Origin of the sequence: Maridesulfovibrio frigidus DSM 17176 (assembly GCF_000711735.1) — a bacterium.
Lineage (GTDB): Bacteria > Desulfobacterota > Desulfovibrionia > Desulfovibrionales > Desulfovibrionaceae > Maridesulfovibrio > Maridesulfovibrio frigidus.
The window spans coordinates 399,976-423,465 of sequence record NZ_JONL01000002.1; the positions used below are offsets into that span (position 1 = coordinate 399,976).

The following is a 23,490-nucleotide window of genomic DNA, read 5'->3' on the forward strand; positions in this document are numbered from 1 at the left end:
CATAACTGAGCAAACTCATGCAAAAATTCATCATGCACCTTGATATGGACGCTTTTTTCGCGTCCGTAGAGCAAATGGACAATCCCGAATTGCGAGGAAAGCCCATTGCCATAGGATCCCCGCACAAGCGCTCAGTGCTAAGCACTGCTTCATATGAAGCTCGTAAATTTGGGGTGCGCTCAGCCATGTCCTCTGTGCATGCGCTTAAACTCTGTCCGCATTTGATTCTTGTTCCCGGAAGAATGGAAAGATATAAAGACATTTCCAATCAAGTGATGGCTGTTTTAGGCAATTATTCTCCTGTTGTTGAACAAGCTTCAATCGATGAAGCATACCTCGACATAACAGGTACAGAGCGGCTTTTCGGCCCTCCTCTCGAGTTGGCTGAGAACGTTAAAAAAGATATCCTTAATACGGTCGGTTTAACGGCCTCCATCGGGATAGCACCTGTTAAATTTCTAGCTAAAATCGCATCAGATTTAAAAAAACCTGCGGGTATCTCAATAATTGAAAAGGATGAAGTCGAATCATTTTTAGAGACTCTGCCCATTGAAAAGATACCCGGTATAGGCAAAAAAGCACTGCCCCGTTTTCATTCTTTCGGCATTAGATTTGCCGCTGACATGCGCCGTTTTTCTCCTGAATTCTTCAAAGAAAGATTTGGCGAGCGGGGGCTTGTTCTACACGCCAAGGCTGCCGGAATAGATCCGACCCCTGTTGCCGTTGGCGGGCAGATGAAATCATCTAGCGCGGAGAACACCTTCGGCGATGATGTCTGCGATCCGCAAATATTGAAAACATGGTTACTGAAACAGTCCGAAAGAATCAGTGCTGATGTCCGCAGAAAAGGACTGAAAGGGCGCACTGTCACCCTGAAAGTTAAATTTCCAGACTTTAGGCAAATTACTCGTAGTAAAACCCTAGCTAAAAGGACTTCCAACTCCGACACCATATATAAAGCAGGTTGCAGATTGCTAGAGGCGGAAGGCTATATGGGCCCCATTCGTTTAATTGGCATCGGCATTTCAAACTTTGAAGATCGGAGCCGGCAACTTTCGCTACTCACTACGGAAGAAACCTTGGATGATGACAAAAAGCTTGATGATTTAGACAAGGCCGTTGACAAAGTTCGCGAAAAGTTCGGCACAGCGATGCTCACTCGTGGCAGCCTGCTAAAACTGTCCTCAAAAGTTAAAGGGCAGTAAGCTTATTATGAAAAAAGATCTTCGCGAAGGTTTCACAACGGGATCAGCATCAACCGCAGCCGCAATGAGTGCGCTACGAGTACTTCTCGGCGGACAATCGCCCGAATCTATAGAGATACCCCTACCCGTCAAGGGGAGCCTAACCATTCCCGTTCACAGAACCGAGCTTGATCAAACATCTGCCCGCGCTATTATCATAAAAGATGCTGGAGATGATCCTGATGCCACCCACGGACATGAATTTCACGCGGTTGTAGAGCACATCGATAACGGCGAAGAATTGCGTGTTGAACTATCAGGCGGCATAGGGATCGGCAAAGTCACCCTCCCCGGCTTACCAGTTCCAGTTGGTGAACCCGCGATTAACCCTGCGCCGCGCAAACAGATTATTGCCGGAGCATTGCAAGAGATTTCCCAAATATTCCCAAACTTAAGTGGAATAATAAAGATCCGTATAGAAGTACCTCGAGGCGAAGAAATCGCGCTTGAGACCATGAATTCACGGCTAGGCATATTGGGCGGGATATCAATTTTAGGAACACAAGGGATAGTGCGCCCGTTCAGCCATGCGTCATGGAAAGCCTCCATTGCGCAAGCGCTAGGCGTTGCCAGAGCGTCTGGGATAGAAGAAGTTATCTTCACCACGGGCCGCAGAAGTGAAAAATTTTATCTAGATCATTTTCCCGAGACTCAGCCAATCTGTATGATTCAGGCCGCTGATTTTTTCAACTGGTCCATGCGGCAAGCTGAGCTTAAAAAGTTCCGCAAAATTAGATGGGCATTATTCATCGGCAAGCTGGTAAAACACGCCATGGGATTCCCCTACACTCACGCCAAAGATTGGAGCATAGACTTCCCACTCCTAGCAAGTTGGTGCGAAGAACTAAACATAGACCAAGCAATCACAGCCCAAATAGCCGGAGCCAATACAGCAAGACAAGTCTTTGAAATGCTCCCTAAAACACATCAAACAGACTTCACCCAAATGCTAATCAACAAAGCCCAAATTAACGCGCTAGGTTTTACAGGCAAAAGCAATATGTCGATCAAATACTGCCTATTTGATTTTGATGGAAATATTTTACGTTAATATTTTGTTTTTATGCCTCCGGCGGCTCGAACCCTTTTGGAAAAAGGGTTCAAGACTCCCAAAACTTTTTGGCGGTTTAGTCTTTTTTACCCCCCCCAAAAATATGAGTTTTTCTCTGGCCGCCGGAGGCCTTTTCTATATCTAACTTCCGTTGTATAAGGGCGACATGAAACACGCTGTACAAATAATTGGCCTGCACCCTGGTAGCCTTGAGCCTATGGAATCTTCGCGCAATATTATCGCCAATGCCGATGTTCTGGCTGGTGGTAAAAGATTGTTAGACAAATTCCCAGATTTCAAAGGCGAACTGCTGCCCTTTTTTTCTCCTGTGGCCTCCTTTGCGGCAAAACTTGAGGAGCTTAGCAATGCAGATAAAAAGATTGTGCTCCTTGCTGATGGCGACCCACTGCTTTTTGGCATTGCAGAGAGCATGATCAGGAATCTTGGCGCTGAGAATATATGCGTTACACCTTGTGTATCGACAGTTCAGCTAGCAGCCTCAAGACTAGGGCTTGCTTGGAAAAATTTCGAAATATTATCTCTGCACGGCCGGACAGATTTATTTCCATTATTTAGTGCTTTGCAACGCAGAATGGATTGCGCTGTTTATACCGACAAAATCAACTCTCCTTACGTAATAGCTAAGGCTCTTCTCCAAAAAGGAGTTACCGGATACACAATGACTGTAATGGCAGACCTTGGTACTGAGTCGGAAATCTTTAAGACTGCTGCTGTAGAAGATTTTACAGATTGCATTTGTTCAGATCTGAATATTGTTTTGCTGACGGCTGAAAGAACAAGTGAAAAACACCCAATTATTGGCCGCAATGATGATGATTTCATACGCCAAAAAGGGCTTATTACTAAACTTCCAGTCCGTGCGGCAGGCCTTGCCCTGTTAGGGCTTAGTAAGGGGCTGACCATATGGGATCTTGGAGCTGGTTGCGGCTCAGTTTCCATTGAAGCTTCATTTCTTGCTGAAAATTCACAAATTTTTGCGGTAGAAAAAGACTCTGCGCGTGTGAAAATGATCGAAGAGAACATTCGCCAATTCGGGGCTTATACAGTTAAAGCTGTTCACGGAACAATGCCGGAAGCACTTGCCACGTTGCCCGATCCCGATCGTATTTTTATCGGCGGCGGTGTCGGGCGAGATAGCGCTACAATTGCGGAGGCAACAGCGCGCCTAAAACCTGGCGGAAAAATAGTTGTTCACGCCATACTGATGGGTTCCGTTCAGCGTACTAAAGAGACTTTCGACAAATTAGGCTGGCAGTGGCAAGCCATTCAACTTCAAGCAAATATCTCGGACAAACTCGCTGGAGATATCCGTTTTAAAGCACAAAATCCCGTCACAATAATGTGGGCTGACAAGCCGGAGACATAACAATATGGGCAAAGTATATTTCATTGGAGCTGGACCGGGCGATCCCGAACTTATCACAGTCAAAGGACAGCGCATTATCCGCGAGGCAGGGCTTGTTCTCTATGCAGGTTCGCTAGTACCAAAGGCGGTAATTGCCGAAGCATCACCAAATGCGCGCATCGAGAATTCCGCTTCAATGTCACTTGAAGAGACAAATAGTCTCATGACTGAGCATGCTGAAAAAGGTGAAGTCGTAGCACGCGTTCATACGGGCGACCCTTCCATGTACGGCGCAATTCAGGAACAGGCCAGATTATTAAAGGAAAGATCAATTGAATATGAAGTGATCCCCGGCGTAACATCTGCGTGCGCGGCGGCGGCAGCTTCAAGCGCATCTTTTACGGTTCCAGGCGGCACGCAAACTCTTATACTTACCAGAATGGAAGGACGCACTCCTGTTCCGGCAAGTGAAAGTCTTGAGAAACTTGCGGCGCACGGCAGTGCTATGGCTATTTACCTTTCCGCGGGCAATCCTTCCAGAATACAAAAAGAACTACTTGCAGGCGGAATGAGTGAGGATACGCCCATCATCATTGGATACCGTATCGGCTGGCCTGAGGAAAAATCAGTTGAAACTACTTTAAATAAACTTGCTGCGACCGCAGAAGAAAACGAATTTAAACGGCAAACTATTTTTCTGATTTTACCGGGCAAAAATTCGGATAGCGAATCACTTCTATACGATTCTGGATTCAGTCATATGTTTAGAAAAGGTGAGGATAAATAATGGAAACGCTAGAACTTAGAACAAGTGTCAGAGATGAAATGATCGATATCACTGGTGCGGTACGGAAAACTATACGCCAGAATGGATGGAAATCAGGAGTGGTTCTTTTATATTCTCCGCACACTACCTGCGCGGTTACGGTGAACGAAGGAGCTGATCCGAGTGTCGTTCGTGATATTATCGTAAATTTACGCAAGCTGGTTCCCCATGCCGGTGATTATAAGCACATGGAAGGTAACAGCGACTCACACATCAAGACCAGTATGTTTGGGCCTGAACAAATGCTTATCGTAGAAAACGGCGACATCATGCTTGGAACATGGCAAAAGGTATTCTTCTGCGAATTTGATGGCCCCAGAAATCGCAACTTGTGGGTAAAGTGGCTGCCTTCAGCTGAATAATTACAAACTGCAGCACTCACCGGACGGTGAAAAAAGATCTAATGGTGGCCTTTTGTCGTCCTCCGCGTTTGCCGGATCACACAGACATTCAGGCGCAACGCGTTCTTTTGCGGCTTGCAAACACATACGCAGACAAAAGCGGGAACCATGTCCGCGACCTTCTCCATAGCGAACCAATATCTCATCTTCGGCACGATCAAGAGCTTCTGACACCGAAGCTCCATCGGCTCTGAAAGTCTGAGCCTTTCTCCTTACCAACTCTTCAATTAGCATGGTGTTCACGACACACCCCCTAGCTTAAGTGGGTTTGCTTATACCAAAACAGAGTAAGAATACGACGGAAAACCGACAAATTAATCCTATTACAAGAAGCTTTGCAATTATCAATCCCTCATTGCTGTATGCCCGCAAAGCGGGTACAATCACACGCATAGCAAATGGTTAAAACTTCTAAAGTTACTTTTAATATAACACCCTTAAGGGTTATTTGTGAACTTTTTTTTAATTAAATAATTCAGGAGAGAGCATGGACCACTTCGCAGGCGGAAAATACAATCGTATCGACATCCTCAAAAGATTGCTTAGAACCATCGTTTGCATGATTGCTTTTTCGGTAGTAAAATTTCTGCTTCAAGCGGTTGTTCTCTTTCAATATGCCTACTTGCTTGTAGCCGGCAAATCATCAGAACCCCTTCGTAGATTCGGCCTAAGACTCAGCCTCTACACGTTTGAGCTTTTAAAGTATGTGACCCTGAACGATAACAAAAAGCCTTTTCCTTTCTCGGATTTACCAGAGAGTCAAAATCGCAATGATCCTCCTAACCACATAGATTTCTCTTAAGCGCCAAGTATTCGATATGAGCATACGAAAAAAACTATTCTTTTTATTACTGGCATTCAGCCTAATCCCTCTTCTGGTGGTTTCCGTCATCAGTAGACAGGGGATTCTAAATCTCGGCCAAGCTCAATCCATAAAATTACGTTCTGGCATGATCGATATTCTACGGGCAGAAATGCAACAATCAGCCGTAGACTCTGCTAAAATGATACAGCAACAATCCGTGTCACTCGAATTTGCGCTTAAGGCTATTGTTGCGGAAACAGAAGATGTTCTTAATGACCCGGTAAATGGACTCCCAAAAGTTTTTTTCTCAGATGATTTTATGGAAAAAGGCAAGCAACCTGCTGACTTTAAGCCATCTGAGCCTTATTTCAAAATTGAAATGTCCGGCAAGAGAATTCCCACGTCGATTAGCCTTGAAGAGCCTGTTTTTTATATAACTAAAGGTAAAAACTACCTTAAAAAAGATCAGAACATCGCAAGGTTATATCAGCTGAAGCCAGAGCTTAAATCATTTTATTCTGAAGCAGGAACATCTCTGCACCGCATTTATATTACATTGAATTCAGGGTTGCACATGGCTTACCCCGGACATGCAGGCTACCCATCGGATTATGATCCACAAAAAAGAGATTGGTTTACGCAGGCAATTGCAAACGATCAACTGATATGGGGAAAATTTATTGATGCCAGCACCAATCAACAAATCTTCACTTTGTCAAAAGCTGTAAAAGGCAGAGGCGGCAAGATTCTAGGTGTTGCGGCAATTGACGTTCAACTTATCGAACTTCTGCGACAGAATGATCTTTCATCACAATGGTCATCCGCCCTTCAAGCCTTTGTAGTCGGCCCCTTAATTGTAAATAACAAACAAAAACTTCATATTTGGGCTGAGTCCGGACACGAAGAGAAAGCTATATCTTGGCGCGCACAAACGACAAAAAATCTCAAAGTGCTAGACTCTTCCAATAAAATAAAACTGGCTCGGGTAATCGACGACATATCAAAGGGTAAATCTGGTGTAGCAAGACTGCCTCACAACGGAGTTGACTCAGTTTGGGCATACGCCCCTTTTAGAGGGAGTGGCAGTTATGTTCTTATAGTTCCGGAACGTGTCATTTCAGAAATCCCGGACGCAGCAGCCGATCAAATTTTAGACCTTAGCTGGAATCTCTATATTGCAGTCGGAACTGCAGCCTTTATTATTCTGATTACAGTTTCGCTTGTGGCTTTTTTGGGAAGCAAAAAAATCATATCCCCGCTTATTACCATGACAAATGCGGCCAAGAAAATTGCTGAAGGTGACCTTTCAGTAAACGTGAAAATTGATTCTACAGATGAGCGCAAAACCCTCGCCGATGCGTTCAACTCCATGATCCCTAAGCTTCAAGACCATTTAAGGATCACTAAATCCATGGAGCTTGCTCAGGAAGTTCATAACAATCTACTCCCCGATGTTTCACCGGAAATAGACGGGCTTGATATTTCGGGCATAAGCATTTCATGCGATGAAACAGGCGGAGACTACTTTGATTATTATGAAGCCCCGGCGGGTGCAGGGCTTGGTATACTTCTCGGAGATGTCACTGGACATGGAGTTTCTGCGGCACTGCTTATGGCAACAGGACGAGCACATCTGAAGCATGCTTCAGGACACAACGCATCCCTTCCTTCTCGCATTGCAGACGTGAATAAACAACTCTGTCTGGACATAGGCGACACGGGCAGGTTCATGACACTTTTCTGTATGGAAATTTCACCGGATAATTCCACAGCAACGTACGTCAGGGCAGGTCATGATCCAGCAGCCATTTACAATCCATCAACAGGCGAGCAGCGCGAATTGATGGGCGACCCCATGCTGGCCCTCGGAATATTTGATGAAAGTGAATATGCTGACTTTAAAGTTGAGCTTAGTGCAGGCGAAATAATATTCATTGGAACAGATGGAATATGGGAAGCACGCAATACTACAGATGAAATGTTCGGACGCAAAAGGCTTGATAAAATCATCATGGAAAGCGCGGAAAAGCCTGCGGCTGAGATTCAAAACTTAATCATTAATGCCGTTGTTAATTTTCAAGGAGAAATGGAACAGGAAGATGACATAACCCTTGTGATCATCAAGGTTAATCATCTGAATAAAGGAGCTTAGTTTGGAAAATAGCCATAGTTTCTTTCGGAACTACCAATGCCGTTACTTCCCATGTCATAAAACTAGTAATGACATGAATTTTAATTGCCTGTTCTGCTTTTGCCCACTCTACCATATGGAAGATTGCGGAGGCAGCTATGAAATTAAGAACAACATCAAAAATTGTATGAATTGCAAATTACCACACCGTCCAGAAGCGTACGACTACATAATTGATAAGTTAAAAAAACAAAGGGCGGAATAATATGTCAGACAAATTCAACTTCTCACTCACCGATGAAGAAAAAGAATACCTCAAAGATATCGTCAAGCTAAGTATTTTAAGCGAGCTGAAAGGAGGAACTGATCGGGATATCCCTATACCTCCGACTGATCATCTCAGGGAAGTTTTTGGTGCATTTGTAACTTTAAATTTAGAAGGCAATCTGCGTGGTTGCATAGGCCATCTGAAAGGAACAGCTCCACTATTCAAAACTATTTGGAGCATGGCCCGTGCGGCGGCTTTTGACGATTCAAGATTTCGTCCGCTTACTATGACGGAATTTGAAAAATTAGATTACGAGATTTCGATTCTAAGCCCAATAGAAGTTTGCCCCGATACAGACTTGATAGAAATAGGTAAACACGGCCTGATAATGCAATCAGAACGTTTATCAGGGCTACTACTACCGCAGGTGGCTGTTGAATGGAAATGGGATCGTCAGCAGTTTTTGACTCAGACTTGTGTCAAAGCTGGAATGGCTCCAAATGCCTGGCAGGACGAGGATACAACGATCCTCTGGTTTGAGGCTGTAGTCTTTTAAAAAGCAGGTCTCTTTTTAAGCATCTTTTAATGGCAGCTTAATGGTAAAACAAGCCCCCTGACCGGGGCAGGGATCTACAGAAAAAGATCCACCATGATTCTGAGTTATTATAAAATAAGAAACCGAAAGCCCTAGCCCCGAACCCATTTCGGGGCTTTTGGTTGTGAAGAATGGTTCAAAAACACGTTTGCGCAGTTCTTCGTCAAGTCCGGGACCATTATCTCCGACCTCAATAACAACATAATTATTCTGCACTTTTGTAGAAAGCGTCAGAACCCCTCTAGTGTCTGAAATGTCAGCCATGGCCTGCGCGGCATTCTTAAATAAATTCAAAAAAACCTGCTCCAGTTCACTTGGGACACACCAAGAATATTTTGCCTTAGGGTCATATTTTTTGACTATTTCAATTTTCTTGAAATCATAATTCTTTTTCAAATCATAATCACTTGATGCCAACTCAAGAGCTGTATCGAGCAATTCATTCATATCGCAAGAGCAAGCGCTGGAAGAACTTTGTCTGCTAAAATTAAGCATATTGCGGACAATCTGTGCAGCCCGCTCCCCTGACGCGGATATCCCGTCAAGAGTCTTAAAAATATTTCGGGACTCAAGATAAGTTACAATCTTCTCGAACGGAACGCCTGCGGCCTTCGCGGCCTCAATATTGGCTGGCAAATCTGGAGAAAAGCGGCGATGCAAATTCTGCGCCCCTTGTAATATACCGGCTAACGGGTTATTTACTTCATGCGCCATACCTGCAGCCAAGCCGCCAACTGATATCATTTTTTCCGTTTGAACTATTGCTTCTTCTAATTTCTTTTTTTCAGTAATATCAACACAGGTTATCAACACCTTTTTCAACAGCTTCTCATTACCAATCACGACTTGAACATAAAACAAAACATCTATGTATTCCCCGGAAAGACTTCTCATTATGCCTTCGCTAAAATAACTCTGAGCTCCGCCAGCAAGAGCAGCCACTGCACCAGCGAATAAGGTCCACGATTCTTTTGCAAAAGTGCTCGGCAAGTTCTGAACTAAATGCTCTTGACTCTCAGCCCCGAACAACTCCACAGAAGCTTTATTTACATTAATAATCCTTAATGCGACCAAACATCTGAGCAGTTCGTCGCGATTCGAATTAAAATATGTATATAAATCATCCACGCCACGTTCTTTTACTTCGTTAAAAATGGGAATCAAACCACTAAAGTCCTCCTCCCAAAGGGAAAGCGGAGAAGAATCGAACAAGCTTCTAAATCTTGCTTCGCTTCCGCTTGCGGCAGCTTCTGCCTCTCTGAGAAGATCAAGCTCCATATTGCGAACCTTTACCAAATCTTCAAGGTCGATATTACTATTTGCCAAATCTTTTTCAGCTTTTCTTCTAGCTCGTACACTTACTGCGAGCGCAATACATATCACTACAAGCAATACAATAACTGCACCTGCAGCTGTAAGTTGCAACTGATATTTACGTAATATATTTGATGGTTGATTAATAATCACACTATCGGCAGGAAGGCTTTCTAATTTAATATTGAACCGGTTCAGTTGATTATAATCAAACATAAAATGATTGGCAGTATCGGCAATTACAGGAATTGATTCCAGAGCATCACCATTCATGATCCTTAGAGCCATACCTGCAGCAGCAAGCCCTTGATATTTGCCGGAAGTTAGCATTCCGCCAACAATACCTTCGCCCAGGAAATAATCCCACAGAGAATAAACAGGCCTAGCACAAACCTTGCTAACGAAATTAGCTCCTTCACTAAAGGTAAATGTCCCCCCTTCTCTGTCTGGAAAAAAAGAAACAAGTATTACAGCGCTATCATCACCGAGTCCGGACAGTTGTTTAGCAAGTTCATCTTCTGACAGGCCTGCGAGCCAAGTTGATTCGAACCTATCAGAATACTTCTGTAAGTTTTTATTAATTATTTCGTAATTACTTTTGCCCGTGCTCGTAAACTCCATAATGAGATACAGATGTTTTAGGGAAGGGTGCAGTTTCAGCAGAAGTTCAATCATATCAACACTACCTGGAACTTCCAATGCTCCGGTAATATTAACAAAATCGTCTCTTTCAGGTAGTTTTATATTGTTCACTCCGCAAAAAACAATCGGAACACCCGGAAAAAGGACATCACGGTTTTTTAAAGCGAAGTTAACTGCGTTATCGTCTGAGGTGAGGACAATATCAAACTGAGTATTGGAAAATTTACGCTGGTAAGTCTTCAAAAGATTGGAATAATGCTCTGGGTTGGAATGGCGCTTTGTATCCATGAACTCAACAACCAGACTGATGCCGGCTTCGTCTAGGGATTTGCTTACAGCTTCTGTGATACTGCGCGTCCATTTTTGGTCATAACTATACGAATTTAGCAATAATGCTTTTTTGGGTGGCATTGCCAAACACGTTGCCACTTGTAATATCAGCAAAAAAAGCACACACAAAATAGTGACTTTAACTGCGGACATTAAAGTTGCACGTGGTGGCCTAATAACGTCGAACATAGCAGCCACATTGATATATTTCAAAAAGATTCAACATTATAATAGATTATCACCTAAAAAAAGCCTAGTGGCAATTATTACACATCTAACACGCCATAAGATAGATAAAAAGGTACATAGTCGCCCCCTTCTACCATTTGTAAATAGCGCGTAAAGCTAAGTTCTTTCGAGCAATAGTTCCATAAAATCTAGCTCCATAGAAAGCATTTCCCAATCTTTTTTGCGTAACCACTCTGACAGCCATGCAAAACGCAGAGCTGGAATAAAATAAGGAAGCATTGCAAAACTCTCAACCGCAATATCGGTATCCCGCTTGAGGGATTCCATAAAAGCAAGAATCAGCCCCGAATCAAATGCATCAGGGTCTTCAAAAGCAACGCACCCAACCATATTCGCTACATCATAGATTTCAGGGCGCATATCTGAAAATTCCCAATCAATCACAGCTCCTACGATTTTACCTTTCCACAATACATTAAGCGGATGAAAATCGCCATGACAAAAAGCAACAGGCAATAACTGAAATTTTTCCATTTCGGGGAATAGTCTGTCGCAAATAGGTTCAAGCCTTTCAAAAACTTTCGGCTCACGTTCAGAAATAGTTTCGACAAGCTTCTTTGCGTATTCCAACAAATCAAACTCTTCTGCGTAACTTTCAAGAGGTTTGCCCTTCGCGCATTTACGAAGTGAACAAATAAACTCAGCCAGGGCTTGGCCCCTCTCAGCATCATGTATAAACTCGGGCCGCGGCAGTTCATCTGATTCATAGAAAGGAGAAAGCTGCCATGGAAAGCCCATCACATCTGCAACATAATCATGATCTTCTTCATCTGTCACTTGATAAAGCAAAATCTTATCTAGCCCAGAATCATGGAGTGATTTGAGATTGCGCGCAATAGCAGAACGCAGTTCGACCTGTTTAGTCGCAATACGCTCCATAAGCCACAAATTGTTATTGGTATCTTCTATTACAGAACGGGAAATAGCCCTTTCAGGGCTGCCCGGTATATTCTTATTATTATGACGGCGAAGTGAAACACGGGACCATGGCTCAAGTGGATCTAACATTATTACTCCTGCGGTATGTGGCAAGCGAGAATTTGCCATTGAGGAGATTTTATATTTTTTTTAGAATCAAGCCATTATAAAATACTAAAATCCTTCTTCTAATGGAGGATTTATGAGGCAGATAAAATCGTTATTAGCTTCGAATCTAGAACCACTGGATGAAACAACCTTTGCGGCGGCCAGTTTTACAAACCGCCCTTCGACACTAAGTCTTCCTTCTGCCAGCCACTTTGTGGCCTGTGGCAAAATTCTATGCTCAACCTGTAAAATGCGCTTAGCCAATTCCTGCACTTCTTCACCGGGTGTGGCCGGAACTGCGGCCTGAATAATTATCGCCCCGTGATCCATTTTTTCGTCTACGAAGTGAACCGTGCAACCTGAAATTTGAACACCGTATTCGGCCGCGTCAGCCTGCCCGCCCGCACCAGCAAAGCTCGGAAGCAACGCAGGATGAATATTAATAATCTTACCGGGAAAAGCCCCCAAAAACACAGGAGTAATAATACGCATGAATCCAGCCAGAACAATGGCTTCAACGCCAGTTTCTTTTAAAACACGCACCATCTCACCATCAAATTCTTCGCGGCTGCTGAAATCTTTATGACTGAGAGTGCAGGTAGGAATAGAATGTTTTTTAGCCCGCTCAAGCCCATGAGCACTGGCTCTATTGGAAAGAACCATTCTGATATCGACATCTAGAGTTCCATCCTCAACCTTATCGATCAAGGCTTGAAGATTAGAACCTCCGCCGGAAATAAGAACAGCAATAGGTAAACTCACAATTTTCTCCCAAATAAAAAAAGGAGGAGCAAATGCCCCTCCTTTATAATTTACTCTGCGGACTCTTTCACCAGTTCATCGACCAGTGCAGGAATCGTATAATCTTCAGGCTGAATATCTGGCTCGAAACCGAACCCTTCGAGGGTTTTGGTTGTGATCGGACCGATACAAGCTATTTTAACTGTATCTTTGTATTTGTGGAACTGCTCAGGCTCAATGAGATTGAAGAAGTTCTCTACAGTGCTGGAGCTGGTGAAAGTAACATAATCAATTTTACCAGCGTCTAAAGCTTCAACAATAGGTCCGGGATCATTTTCAGAAAGACCTGTTTCGTAAACAGGTAGAATCTGAACTTTAGCTCCGGCTTTCTCGAGTTCCTGAGGTAATACTTCGCGAGCAACTAAGGCTCTAGGAATCAGAACGCTTTTGCCTTTAACGCCTCTTTCGAGAAGTCCGGCAACAACGCCTTCTGCGATGTACTTTTCAGGTACGAAATCAGGCTTGATGCCTTTTTCTACAAGAGCCTGCGCGGTAGCTGGACCGATAGCGGCAATCTCAGTTCCGGCAAATACACGAGCATCTAGTCCGGCTTTATCAAGCTGTAGGAAGAAATGCTTCACGCCATTAACGGATGTGAATATGAGCCAATCCCATTTGGAAAGATTAGCGATCTCTTTCTGAACGGGCGCGTAATCAGCCATAGGCTCGATGTTGATTGTAGGAAATTCGAAGACGGATGCGCCGAGTTTGCCTAGATCGGAAACGAGGCCACTGGCCTGCTCACGAGCGCGGGTAACTACAACGCCTTTGCCTAGCAAAGGTTTCTTTTCGAACCAACCTAGTTTGTCATGCAGAGAACAAACTCCGCCGACAATGATGATGGAAGGAGCTTTGAATTTACGATTCGCAGATTCTTCGGCAACATTTTCAAGAGTGGAAACAAAACTCTGCTGTGTTGGGCGGGTTCCCCAACGAACTAGAGCAACAGGAGTTTCGGGATCGCGTCCGTTTTTCATGAGATTGTCAGCGATCATGGGCAGATTTTTTACGCCCATGTAGAAAACTAGAGTACTGTTGGATTTAGCGTAAACTTCCCAGTTATGACCGGACTTTTCCTTGGTAGGATCTTCGTGTCCGGTGATGAAACATACGGAAGTGGTGAAATCTCTGTGAGTAACAGGAATTCCGGCGTAAGCGGCAGCGGCAACACCAGCGGTGATACCGGGAACGACTTCAAACTTAATTCCAGCTTCAACGAGCTCTTCAGCTTCTTCTCCGCCACGTCCGAATACGTAAGGATCTCCGCCTTTTAAACGGGCAATGACCTTACCTTCTTTCGCTTTCTTAACGATAAGTTCGTTAATTTTATCCTGTGGCAGAGTGTGATCTCCGCCTTTTTTACCTACGTAAAGAATTTCTGCGCCTTCTTTGCAATAAGCAAGAAATTCTTTATTTGCCAGATAGTCATAAATAAGGACATCTGCACATTCCAGAATTTCCTTGGCTTTAACTGTCAGTAGACCGGGGTCACCAGGACCCGCACCTATTAGATATACTATGCCCATATATACATCCTATTTTTTAACTATCGTGGCTATTTCATTACACTTACGAGTCTGTCTTTCAGCTCGGTAAGCTTTGCCCTTTTATCATCAATTTCAGCTAGTCTTTCCCGTTCTTGTGCAACAACTGCTGCTGGAGCGTTATTCACAAAGGATTCATTAGAAAGCTTCTTTTCTATCACAATTAAATCTTTGTCCAGCTTAGCGAATTCTTTATCCAGTCTTGCAAGCTCGGATTCGAAGTCGACAGCTCCGGCAAGCGGGATAAATATTTCGTTACCCTGAACGACTGCGGCGCCGGAAGCTTCTGGTCCACGTGCATCTGGTCCGGCTTCAATTTTGTCGAGGCGAGCAAGGAATTTCACCAACTCAGCACTCTCATTCATGAGGGTCAATGCTTCATCGGAGCTTGTACGGATGATCATTTCCAGCTTCTTGGATGGAGCAATCAAAAGCTCTGTACGGATATTACGTACGCCGGATACTATGCCCTGAAAAAGATCCATCTGCTTAACAATTTCATCGCTGCGGCAGTGATCTCTTGTTTCAGGATAGAGAACGGTTGCAATGTCTTCGTTTTCAATTCCGGGCAGAACTGACCAGATTTCCTGAGTTACGAACGGCATAACGGGATGCAAGAGAACCATTGTTTCGGAAAGCACTGTCCATAGAACTTTCAGAGTAGGCGCTTTGCGGGATTCGTCATCGCTGTAAAGATCAGGCTTGATCATTTCTAGATACCAGTCACAGAACTCATTCCAGATAAATCTGTACATGGTCTGAGCAACTTCGTTGAAACGGTACCCTTCGATTCCTTCGCGCATGGAGTCTTTAACTTCTTCCAGACGGTGCAGAATCCATTTATTTGCAAGCCCCTTAGCATCATCAATAGATGCTTCGGGCGCTTTGCCATCAAAATTCATCAGCGCAAAACGGGCTGAGTTCCAAATTTTATTTACGAAATGGCGGTAGCCTTCGATTCTGGTCTCTGAAAGCTTGATATCACGGCCCATGGCTGCGAAAGCGGTCAGAGTGAAGCGCAGTGCATCGGTTCCGTACTTGTCGCTCATTTCAAGCGGATCAATTACGTTACCAGTGGACTTGCTCATTTTCTTGCCGTTTTCATCACGAACAAGAGCGTGAATGTAAACATGCTTGAAAGGAACCTGATCCTGAAAATGGATTCCCATCATCATCATGCGTGCAACCCAGAAGAAGAGGATATCAAATCCTGTGATGAGCACGGATGTCGGGTAATATTTAGCAAGATCAGCAGTTTCATCAGGCCATCCCATAGTGGAGAAAGGCCAGAGTGCAGAGGAGAACCATGTATCAAGAACGTCGTCTTCCTGAATCAGTTTTGAGCTTCCACACTTGGTACATTTATCTGGATCTTCCATAGGGACGATCAATTCGCCGCAATCTTCACAGGTCCAAGCCGGAATACGATGTCCCCACCAAATCTGACGGGAGATACACCAGTCGCGGATATTATCTAACCAATCGTAATATACTTTTTCCCAGTTCGGAGGATAAATCTGAGTATCGGTTGGAACTGCGGCACGTGCTTTTTCAGCGAGAGGTTTCATAGAAACAAACCACTGTTCTGATACATGCGGCTCAATCACGGACTTACAGCGGTAACATTCACCGACAGAATGTTCGTGATCTTCAATAGAAATAAGGGAACCTTCAGCTTCGAGATCCGCAACAATTACTTTGCGGGCTTCGTCTTTGTAGAGTCCCTGATATTTTTCAGGTGCATTCTCGTTTACATTTCCTTCGTCATCAAAAATAGCGATGACTTCAAGATTATGTTTACGACCAAGCTCCCAGTCATTCATGTCATGAGCGGGGGTAACTTTAAGTGCGCCTGTTCCGAATTCGATATCAACGTAAGTGTCACCGATGATAGGCAGTTCACGCCCGACAAGCGGAAGTATTGCTGTCTTACCAATCAGGTGCTTGAAACGGTCATCTTCGGGGTTAACGCAGATTGCGCTATCACCAAGCATGGTTTCAGGACGAGTGGTTGCAACAATAAGTTCGCCTGAACCATCAGAAAGTTTGTAGCGGACATTGTAAAAATGACCCGGCTTTGGAGAATGCTCTACTTCATCATCAGCAAGAGCAGTATGACAGCGGTTACACCAGTTAATGATGTAATTACCTTTGTAGATAAGGCCGTCTTCATAGAGTTTAACAAAAACTTTACGGACAGCTTTCGCGCGCTGTTCATCAAAAGTAAAACATTCGCGACTCCAATCTACAGAAGCGCCCATTTTGCGGATCTGCTCAAGAATGCGTCCGCCCTTTTCTTCTTTCCAGTCCCATACGCGCTCAATAAATTTTTCGCGCCCGAGATCATCGCGGCTAAGCCCTTCCTCTTTCAGCTGGCGTTCAACAACATTCTGAGTTGCAATACCGGCATGGTCCATACCCGGAACCCACAAAACATTTTTGCCCTGCTGTCTCTGGTAGCGGCAAAGAATATCCTGCAAAGTAAGATTGAGCGCATGGCCCATATGTAAAACGCCAGTAACGTTCGGCGGCGGGATAACTATAGAAAAAGACTCACCATCAGCTTCTGGGTCAGCTGTGAAAGTTTTATTTGCGTCCCAGTGGTCAAGCCACTTTTTTTCAACGTCTTCTGGCTCGTAGCCTTTAGGTAGATTTGATTCAGCCATTGCATGACTCCTGTATTATGATATAAATTCTTAACCTTCCAAGGATAGATTGCGGAAGGCCATGTATTTGTTCTAATTAAATATAAAAAAAAGATGTGCTTTGACACCCTGATTTTTCTGTGTATTCATCAATAAGGATCAACACTAATTGATGGTCCGTCAACTTGCGCTACACACACTTATAGAGAGACTCGAACATGTCAAGTATCTATATACTATGGGACGACTCCCACATCTGGGGACTTTTAATCCACCGAGCTATGAAAGCGTGGAATATTGACCACAAATTAGTGCGAGCTCGTCAAATAGCGCAAGGACTCCTTTCAAGCAAGCCCCCCAAGGCCCTAATCGTTCCGGGCGGCTGGGCAAAAGGTAAGGCGGGCAAGCTCGGCGGCCCCGGAATACTTGCTGTTCAACGCTACGTCGGCGAGGGAGGCAATTACCTTGGATTCTGCGGAGGCGCAGGACTTGGACTTTCCGGTGCTGGCGGACTGTGTCTTACTTGCTGGGAACGCAAAGGGTTCGAAAACCGTCTTCACCATTTTTTAAGCGGACACATAAATTTAAACCTAAATCAAGATGATCCGCTTGTGCCGGACTCCCTTGGAGATTCCGCGCTCGTTCCTGTTTGGTGGCCGGGTCAATTTTCACCTCAAAGCGGCGGACCAACTACCGCACTTGGTAGATACGGAGAACCGGGGCCGGATTTTTGGGTTGCCGATCTTTGTATAGGCTCACTGCCCGAGGACACACTTAGTGACTGGGAAAATCTTTACGGCATAAGCCTGCTTCCAGACTTTTTGCAGGACCGCCCCGCTGTTGTTTCCGGTAAGTCAGGTAAAGGCAGATTCATTCTGAGCTACCCCCATCTTGAGACTCCGGCATCGCCGCAAGCCAACACATGGCTTTCTCATATTTTAGATCAAATGCAGGAAGAACCGCACACAGAAAGACCGCCAATCCCCGCGTGGGACTTAGCTAATACACCTGTGCTGTGGGATGATAAAGACTTAGCCGTTGCTCGCGAATCCATAGAAACAATCATAGCTACCGGGCAAGGGCATTTCCTACTTTTCTGGCGCAACCCGTGGCTACTGGGCTGGCGAAGAGGAATACCGGGAGCAGCGCTGAACAGTCTTTACGCTCTTATCTGCGAAGTCACCTCGCTGAAACCAAGCGACGAGGCTCTGAAAATGTGGGCGTCTTGCAAAGACGATTTTATGCAGTACATGAAAATTTTTGAACAAGGAGTCACGGGCTACCTGCTGGCCGAAAGATTTGCCATGACCATGCGTAGCCTTGGACCGGAGACAGTATTCCCTAAAGGCCTACAAGAACAGCGTAATGCACTCTTCGGCCCACCTCCTGGAGCCGGAGGAATGTACGCAAAACTGCTCTCTACCCTTGAAGAATTGACATGGATTATTCATAAAAATCCGCAACAAAGTTAAGAAAGTTAATACCAGCCTATCTTTGTTGAACATTTTGCCAACCTAGTGTAAAGTCATCTTTATCAGAATAGTACTATACGTAGAACGTAACTACTATCTCAAATATTTTTACTCAAAGAGCTTATACTAAATGGCTGACAACGGATCCCCAATACGAGGTTCTGAGTTACGTACAGCATCCTCTCAGGATAACGGCCCCAGCCGTGATGCGGAGCTTGAATTCAGTGTTACCGAAGATAAAATGGCAGCATTTATCGCAAGTTACACTCCTGCACAAGGAGACGGAGCGCCCCTTTCTATCGCGCTAATGGAAAAAGAACTGGATCGCGCAGGATACAAAGGACAACTTAATCCTGATGGAGCAAAGTTCGCTCTGCAAAGAGCTGAAGAAGGAAAATCCATTTTAAATGTCGCACTCGTTCGCGGAATTTATGCGCAAGAACCTGAAGATGCGATAATCATAGGCGATGCAGATTTCAGATTTCCCGTTATACCGGGTATGATTTTCGGAACATTGACGATCCCTATTAAGGCATCAAATGGAACTAACCTTCTTGGCGATGAAATCCCTGTCCTAAAAACAAACACTCCCGAGTCTTTAACTGTGGCCCCAGGTGGAGGCTGCACACACGACAAAGAAATCAATGCTCTGATCTCCAATACATATGGGTTAGTGCAGATACGCGACAAACAAATTTATGTTGAGTCTCTCATCAGTGTATCTGCAGATGCGATGCAAGCACGAGCTACCATCTACCCGCATGACTGCTTCGGTTCACCCCTTTCTTTACAAAGCATTGCTCCCGCTTTGGAAGCTGCTGAAATTTCACGCCCTCTTCTACTTGTTGCAGGCGAAACAGCCATAAAAACAGCCAAAGAAACCGGGGCAGCTCAAGACACTGCCATTGCAAAAGGCACAGAACCTATTGCCGGGGTTAATGGCTGGTTTGAGTACGAAAAACAGGAAGCCCACTCAATAGGGACTTCACTTGAAAATGACCGGATTGACTTTAAGGAACGGGGAACACATCCAATGGTTACCCCTGGAGATATCATAGGGAAGATTCATCCTCCGGTTGAGGGTAAAGCCGGAGAAGATGTTTACGGTAGAATGACTCCCCCTCCCGGTGGACAACCATTTGAAGTTACACCTGGAGCACATGTAGAGCCTCTGCCGGATGGAATCACATACAAGGCAATGGCGGCAGGAATGGTCAGCCTTGTAAATGGGGAACTTTCCGTAATAGACGTGCTGGAAACAGAAGCCGACGTAGATTACTCAACGGGAAATCTCAGGCTGGAGAAAGGTTCTGTACACGTTACAGGATGTATCCGCGAAGGATTTACAGTACATGTACCCGGCCATATTTTGGTTAAAGAGTCTATCGAAGGCGCGGATGTTTTCGCTGGTGGTGACATCGACGTTAACGGCGGCATCATAATGGGTGGCAAAGGCCATCTTAAAGCGGACGGTAGTATCGTTGCACAGTTTGCAGCCAACTCCCGCATAGACTGCGGAGATGAACTTACTATCGCCCACGAAGTCAGCAACTGCATGATTCGCTGTAAAGGTTCTGTAACTGCAACCGCAGGCAAGGGAGTTATACAAGGCGGAGTCATTGCCTCTGCTACAGGTATAGAAGCTAATGAACTGGGATCTGATCTCGGTGTCGAAACAGTTTTGACCATTATATCCCGTCAGCCAGTCAATAAGGAATTGGTAAAGGAGAGAGAGGAACTACGTAGCAGATTAATGAAAATTAACGATTCCATAGGGCAGGATTCTGACGAAAACACCTTAGCTAGAACTCCCATCGATAAACAAGAGCAAATGGGAAAGATCCTTCTTTTGCGGGCGCAAATTAAAAGAAATCTTAAAAATGTGCGTAACAAACTTTCACACGAACTTTTAGATTATTACCAAACTCTGGAACGGCTATCTATAAGAGCCAAAAGAAGAGTTCACCCCGGTGTGGTCGTTAAAATCGGTGGAAAAACTCTAAAGGTCACTAAAACCTTGAACAGAGTAAAATTCCATTTTGATTCAGGAACAAGAACGATTGTGGCGGTGAATCTCTAATCACCCTTTTCGGGAAACCAAGCTTCCCGTATCTCCTAGCATCTGTTCAAAATCGTATTCCATATTTGTATCAAAAGTATCCACTAATTCTCTTTTCTGCTCTAGCTCCAGCTCCGTTCTAGGCGAAGGCTCTGGCAGCCACGGCCCCGGAGCTGGCCCTGCCCCGGACAGAGAGCTTTCCGGAATCAAATACGAACTGACCTTATTCTTTAAGACATCTTCATTCACATTTTCCCATAAGGGAACCAGTCCCTTTTCTACGTCATCTAAAAGATCGCGAACCTTATCTGGCTCTGAACCTACGGCTGAATAAAAAGCATCCGAATCGAACCAGAGCACCTTGTCCTTCTCAACTTCGCGTAACCCCATCCATGCATAATCAACGCGATTGTCTTCAATAGGCTCACGCCACATATCTGCAAAGCCTTCTCTAAAAAGATCTTCAGACGGCAATATTGTTTTCCGCAAATCATTATAGGAATCCGTGAAATATCCTATATTTTTTTCCATCTCAGTTACTGCGTCCACTACCCGCAATGGCAATGTGTTCCCGAAAGATTCTTCAAGCTCTACCGTCACACGCCCCCTGTCCAGAGAGAATTCACCGGGAGCACGAGTCTCACTTGTTCCGTTTACCACCATTGTAGCATCTGCCCCGGGCTGTGAAGTAATATTAAGACCCAACACCTCAAGACCCTCTTCCGGCTCCAGAACAAGCCTCTCACCAAGTTTAGGCGAAACCGCAAAGATTGTGACAGCCTTACCGTCAATCAGATAATAATCCTCGCCCGTGTACACAGGAGATGGAAGCTTGGCATCAACAACTTCAGCCGTAATTTTTTCAGATACGCCTGCCGCACTATTTTTTATGGTATTTAAAACAGTCTGCCACGAATCCCCATCTTCTACGGCGAAATTAATGGTACCTGTCTCATCACCAAGCGAATACCCAATGGAATGATTACCAACTGACAAGGAGCTTTCTTCGTTCGCATCGAATCCCTTGGTCAAGAATTCTGAAACAGAACCTGCCATAGTTCCGGAGATATCATATCGGGCTATTTTAGCGGTTCCAATGGGGAGTTTCGTATCATCTAGCTTTAGGTGATCCATCAAATGTCCACTGGTATCACTGAAGGACAGTTGGCTATTTATTTCGCTCTCATTTTTAGCATCAAGCCCCCCGACAATGCTGGTGTCATTGTTGCTGTAGGCAGTGTTCACCGAGAAAGCTAAAGCCGAACCGACACCAAACAGATCATCGAGATTTGCGCCCGGGACATTTTGCGATATTTTTCTAGCCTGCACAGGAAGCGTGCTCTGATTGACCACATCGCGCACTGCATCGAGCACTGCATCGTTGTCCATGCCTTTCTCAAGCGTCACGCTTAAGTTCTTTGTCTCCGCACCATAAGACATATCAAACTTGTATGTTCCGGCATCAAGGCTATTTGGAAAATGAGGTGTAAAACCACGTGAATATGCACGGTAATACCGCGCAATATTGTCTTTATTTGTTACGGAAGATGAAATTTTATTATCAAGAAAGGGATCGTTTACAACAAGGCGTGCATCATTTAAACCGAAGCCGTCGTCTGACCAGCGGAACTGACTTAAGGCTTCTCCAAAACTCTTTATTCGACTCTGCACCTCCATAGCGGTGACAGACCCTGTCTTTTCGTATTTACTCTTAAGCGCTGCGCGTGAAAACTTATCACCCCAGAAAGAACTTATTGTGGTTCTTTGAGGAGCTTCAGACGTTTCAGTCTTTCCCGTCGATACGAGGTTCGTTCCGTCCAGAGTTAGATTCGCCACTTACTGGCTCCCCGTAATACACACTCGAAAGACACAACCCCTGCGGAGGAGCTGTGGCCGGCGCTAATGTTCTGTCTTTTCTCTCTAATACTGATCGGACAAAATCGGGCTGAGCTTTACCCCGGCCAACCTCGACAAGGCAGCCAACAATATTGCGTACCATCTGTTTTAAGAACCCAGTCCCGCAAATTTCGAGCTTGATTTCCTGCTCAGTTTCACCGGGAAGACGCTTAAAGTCTAAAATTGTCCTGATTGTATTGCTGACGGGAGTTCCCACGTTCTGAAAGGAGGCAAAATCATGTTCACCGACAAAACATTTCATGGCTTCGTCTACAGCACTTAAGTTGAGAGGACCGCATGCCCATACAAAATGTCTGCGCCATGGCAATAAAAAGCTGTTATCGAGCCAAAGAGTGTAACTGTATGTCTTGCGGAGAGAGCTAAATTGAGCGTGAAAATTTTCGTCTACAACTTCTGCGCTCAAAAGCGTGATATCATCGGGTAAAATTGAGTTCAAAGCTTTCTGCCAAGGTACATTTGCCCGATTCTCAGGCAAAGCAAAGTGCACAACCTGACCCAAAGCGTGAACACCGCTGTCTGTACGCCCAGATCCGTATACCCGCACAGGCTCACTTGTAATCGTCGCGATTGCTTTCTCAAGCTCATTTTGAACAGTCCGAACGCCCGGCTGAATCTGCCATCCGCAAAACTTTGTACCCTCGTAAGCAACTATCATTTTGAGTCTTTTCAAAGCTTAACCTTTGCACCCAAGCCAACCATACAAGCTGTACAGTCCGGTTTAAATTTAGCGAATATCAACTTCTGCTATATAAATTAAATGCTCCAGCCACATAATGCGGCTGGAGCAACTATCGAAATCGTTTT

The 23,490-nt window shown here is 44.8% G+C and carries 19 protein-coding genes; 11 read left to right on the forward strand and 8 right to left on the reverse strand.

Going from position 1 to position 23,490, the window contains the following annotated elements; translation table 11 throughout:
- Window positions 1–17 precede the first annotated feature (17 nt).
- The 5 genes from dinB (at window position 18) to BR06_RS0106035 (ending at window position 4,849) form a co-directional block, all read left to right on the forward strand.
- Entirely contained in the window at window positions 18–1,205 is a 1,188-nt protein-coding gene (dinB, locus tag BR06_RS0106015; protein ID WP_156952665.1) for a DNA polymerase IV, read from the forward strand.
- 7 nt (window positions 1,206–1,212) lie between these two features.
- On the forward strand, window positions 1,213–2,295 hold the full coding sequence (gene cbiD, locus BR06_RS0106020) for a cobalt-precorrin-5B (C(1))-methyltransferase CbiD (RefSeq protein ID WP_031481284.1): 1,083 nt from the start codon (window positions 1,213–1,215) through the stop codon (window positions 2,293–2,295).
- A gap of 166 nt (window positions 2,296–2,461) precedes the next feature.
- Entirely contained in the window at window positions 2,462–3,682 is a 1,221-nt protein-coding gene (locus BR06_RS0106025; protein WP_031481286.1) for a bifunctional cobalt-precorrin-7 (C(5))-methyltransferase/cobalt-precorrin-6B (C(15))-methyltransferase, read from the forward strand.
- 4 nt (window positions 3,683–3,686) lie between these two features.
- Window positions 3,687–4,448, forward strand: coding sequence for a precorrin-4 C(11)-methyltransferase (gene cobM / locus BR06_RS0106030; protein WP_031481288.1), 762 nt, complete (start codon window positions 3,687–3,689; stop codon window positions 4,446–4,448).
- Window positions 4,448–4,849: a secondary thiamine-phosphate synthase enzyme YjbQ gene (locus BR06_RS0106035; protein ID WP_031481290.1), complete on the forward strand. Its 402-nt coding sequence runs from the start codon at window positions 4,448–4,450 to the stop codon at window positions 4,847–4,849. The genes cobM and BR06_RS0106035 overlap by 1 nt, the downstream gene beginning before the upstream one ends.
- On the opposite strand, the gene BR06_RS0106040 is transcribed toward BR06_RS0106035, so the two are convergent.
- Window positions 4,850–5,131, reverse strand: a complete 282-nt coding sequence (locus tag BR06_RS0106040; protein WP_031481292.1) for a hypothetical protein — start codon at window positions 5,129–5,131, stop codon at window positions 4,850–4,852.
- Window positions 5,132–5,375: 244 nt separating this feature from the next.
- Here BR06_RS0106040 and BR06_RS0106045 point away from each other — a divergent pair, with 244 nt between their 5' ends.
- The 4 genes from BR06_RS0106045 to amrA are packed head-to-tail and all read left to right on the forward strand — an operon-like array spanning window position 5,376 to window position 8,648.
- Window positions 5,376–5,690, forward strand: a complete 315-nt coding sequence (locus tag BR06_RS0106045) for a DUF4389 domain-containing protein (protein WP_031481294.1) — start codon at window positions 5,376–5,378, stop codon at window positions 5,688–5,690.
- A 16-nt stretch (window positions 5,691–5,706) separates the two neighbouring features.
- A complete protein-coding gene (locus tag BR06_RS0106050) occupies window positions 5,707–7,845 on the forward strand; it encodes a SpoIIE family protein phosphatase (protein WP_031481296.1) in 2,139 nt (712 codons plus the stop codon).
- A gap of 1 nt (window position 7,846) precedes the next feature.
- On the forward strand, window positions 7,847–8,089 hold the full coding sequence (locus BR06_RS20075) for a cysteine-rich small domain-containing protein (protein ID WP_084154039.1): 243 nt from the start codon (window positions 7,847–7,849) through the stop codon (window positions 8,087–8,089).
- 1 nt (window position 8,090) lies between these two features.
- Entirely contained in the window at window positions 8,091–8,648 is a 558-nt protein-coding gene (gene amrA, locus BR06_RS0106055) for an AmmeMemoRadiSam system protein A (protein WP_031481298.1), read from the forward strand.
- A gap of 15 nt (window positions 8,649–8,663) precedes the next feature.
- On the opposite strand, the gene BR06_RS19640 is transcribed toward amrA, so the two are convergent.
- The 5 genes from BR06_RS19640 to BR06_RS0106085 all read right to left on the reverse strand — a co-directional run bounded on the left by BR06_RS19640 (window position 8,664) and on the right by BR06_RS0106085 (window position 17,259).
- Entirely contained in the window at window positions 8,664–11,054 is a 2,391-nt protein-coding gene (locus tag BR06_RS19640) for a sensor histidine kinase (RefSeq protein ID WP_169738224.1), read from the reverse strand.
- A 264-nt stretch (window positions 11,055–11,318) separates the two neighbouring features.
- Window positions 11,319–12,230, reverse strand: coding sequence for an aminoglycoside phosphotransferase family protein (locus BR06_RS0106070; protein ID WP_031481300.1), 912 nt, complete (start codon window positions 12,228–12,230; stop codon window positions 11,319–11,321).
- A gap of 84 nt (window positions 12,231–12,314) precedes the next feature.
- Window positions 12,315–13,010, reverse strand: coding sequence for a phosphoribosylglycinamide formyltransferase (purN, locus tag BR06_RS0106075; RefSeq protein ID WP_031481302.1), 696 nt, complete (start codon window positions 13,008–13,010; stop codon window positions 12,315–12,317).
- Window positions 13,011–13,060: 50 nt separating this feature from the next.
- On the reverse strand, window positions 13,061–14,575 hold the full coding sequence (cobA, locus tag BR06_RS0106080; RefSeq protein ID WP_031481304.1) for a uroporphyrinogen-III C-methyltransferase: 1,515 nt from the start codon (window positions 14,573–14,575) through the stop codon (window positions 13,061–13,063).
- A gap of 29 nt (window positions 14,576–14,604) precedes the next feature.
- Window positions 14,605–17,259 carry a valine--tRNA ligase gene (locus BR06_RS0106085; protein WP_031481306.1) on the reverse strand — a complete coding sequence of 885 codons (2,655 nt, stop codon included), beginning with the start codon at window positions 17,257–17,259 and terminating at the stop codon, window positions 14,605–14,607.
- 197 nt (window positions 17,260–17,456) lie between these two features.
- Between BR06_RS0106085 and BR06_RS0106090 the strand changes: the two genes are divergently transcribed.
- Window positions 17,457–18,710, forward strand: a complete 1,254-nt coding sequence (locus BR06_RS0106090; RefSeq protein ID WP_031481308.1) for a BPL-N domain-containing protein — start codon at window positions 17,457–17,459, stop codon at window positions 18,708–18,710.
- Window positions 18,711–18,840: 130 nt separating this feature from the next.
- Window positions 18,841–20,790 carry a DUF342 domain-containing protein gene (locus tag BR06_RS0106095; protein ID WP_031481310.1) on the forward strand — a complete coding sequence of 650 codons (1,950 nt, stop codon included), beginning with the start codon at window positions 18,841–18,843 and terminating at the stop codon, window positions 20,788–20,790.
- Here the strand turns inward: BR06_RS0106095 and BR06_RS0106100 are convergent, their stop codons facing one another.
- Both BR06_RS0106100 and truA read right to left on the reverse strand, forming a co-directional pair.
- Window positions 20,791–22,605: a hypothetical protein gene (locus tag BR06_RS0106100; RefSeq protein WP_031481312.1), complete on the reverse strand. Its 1,815-nt coding sequence runs from the start codon at window positions 22,603–22,605 to the stop codon at window positions 20,791–20,793.
- Window positions 22,553–23,356, reverse strand: coding sequence for a tRNA pseudouridine(38-40) synthase TruA (truA, locus tag BR06_RS0106105; RefSeq protein WP_031481314.1), 804 nt, complete (start codon window positions 23,354–23,356; stop codon window positions 22,553–22,555). Before truA ends, BR06_RS0106100 begins: the two co-directional genes overlap by 53 nt.
- Window positions 23,357–23,490 lie beyond the last annotated feature (134 nt).

Coding starts and splice junctions, on each gene's coding strand:
- dinB (WP_156952665.1), top strand. CDS start 18: ATGCAAAAATTCATCATGCACCTTGATATGGACGCTTTTTTCGCGTCC.
- cbiD (WP_031481284.1), top strand. CDS start 1,213: ATGAAAAAAGATCTTCGCGAAGGTTTCACAACGGGATCAGCATCAACC.
- BR06_RS0106025 (WP_031481286.1), top strand. CDS start 2,462: ATGAAACACGCTGTACAAATAATTGGCCTGCACCCTGGTAGCCTTGAG.
- cobM (WP_031481288.1), top strand. CDS start 3,687: ATGGGCAAAGTATATTTCATTGGAGCTGGACCGGGCGATCCCGAACTT.
- BR06_RS0106035 (WP_031481290.1), top strand. CDS start 4,448: ATGGAAACGCTAGAACTTAGAACAAGTGTCAGAGATGAAATGATCGAT.
- BR06_RS0106045 (WP_031481294.1), top strand. CDS start 5,376: ATGGACCACTTCGCAGGCGGAAAATACAATCGTATCGACATCCTCAAA.
- BR06_RS0106050 (WP_031481296.1), top strand. CDS start 5,707: ATGAGCATACGAAAAAAACTATTCTTTTTATTACTGGCATTCAGCCTA.
- amrA (WP_031481298.1), top strand. CDS start 8,091: ATGTCAGACAAATTCAACTTCTCACTCACCGATGAAGAAAAAGAATAC.
- BR06_RS19640 (WP_169738224.1), bottom strand. CDS start 11,054: ATGCCACCCAAAAAAGCATTATTGCTAAATTCGTATAGTTATGACCAA.
- BR06_RS0106070 (WP_031481300.1), bottom strand. CDS start 12,230: ATGTTAGATCCACTTGAGCCATGGTCCCGTGTTTCACTTCGCCGTCAT.
- cobA (WP_031481304.1), bottom strand. CDS start 14,575: ATGGGCATAGTATATCTAATAGGTGCGGGTCCTGGTGACCCCGGTCTA.
- BR06_RS0106085 (WP_031481306.1), bottom strand. CDS start 17,259: ATGGCTGAATCAAATCTACCTAAAGGCTACGAGCCAGAAGACGTTGAA.
- BR06_RS0106090 (WP_031481308.1), top strand. CDS start 17,457: ATGTCAAGTATCTATATACTATGGGACGACTCCCACATCTGGGGACTT.
- BR06_RS0106095 (WP_031481310.1), top strand. CDS start 18,841: ATGGCTGACAACGGATCCCCAATACGAGGTTCTGAGTTACGTACAGCA.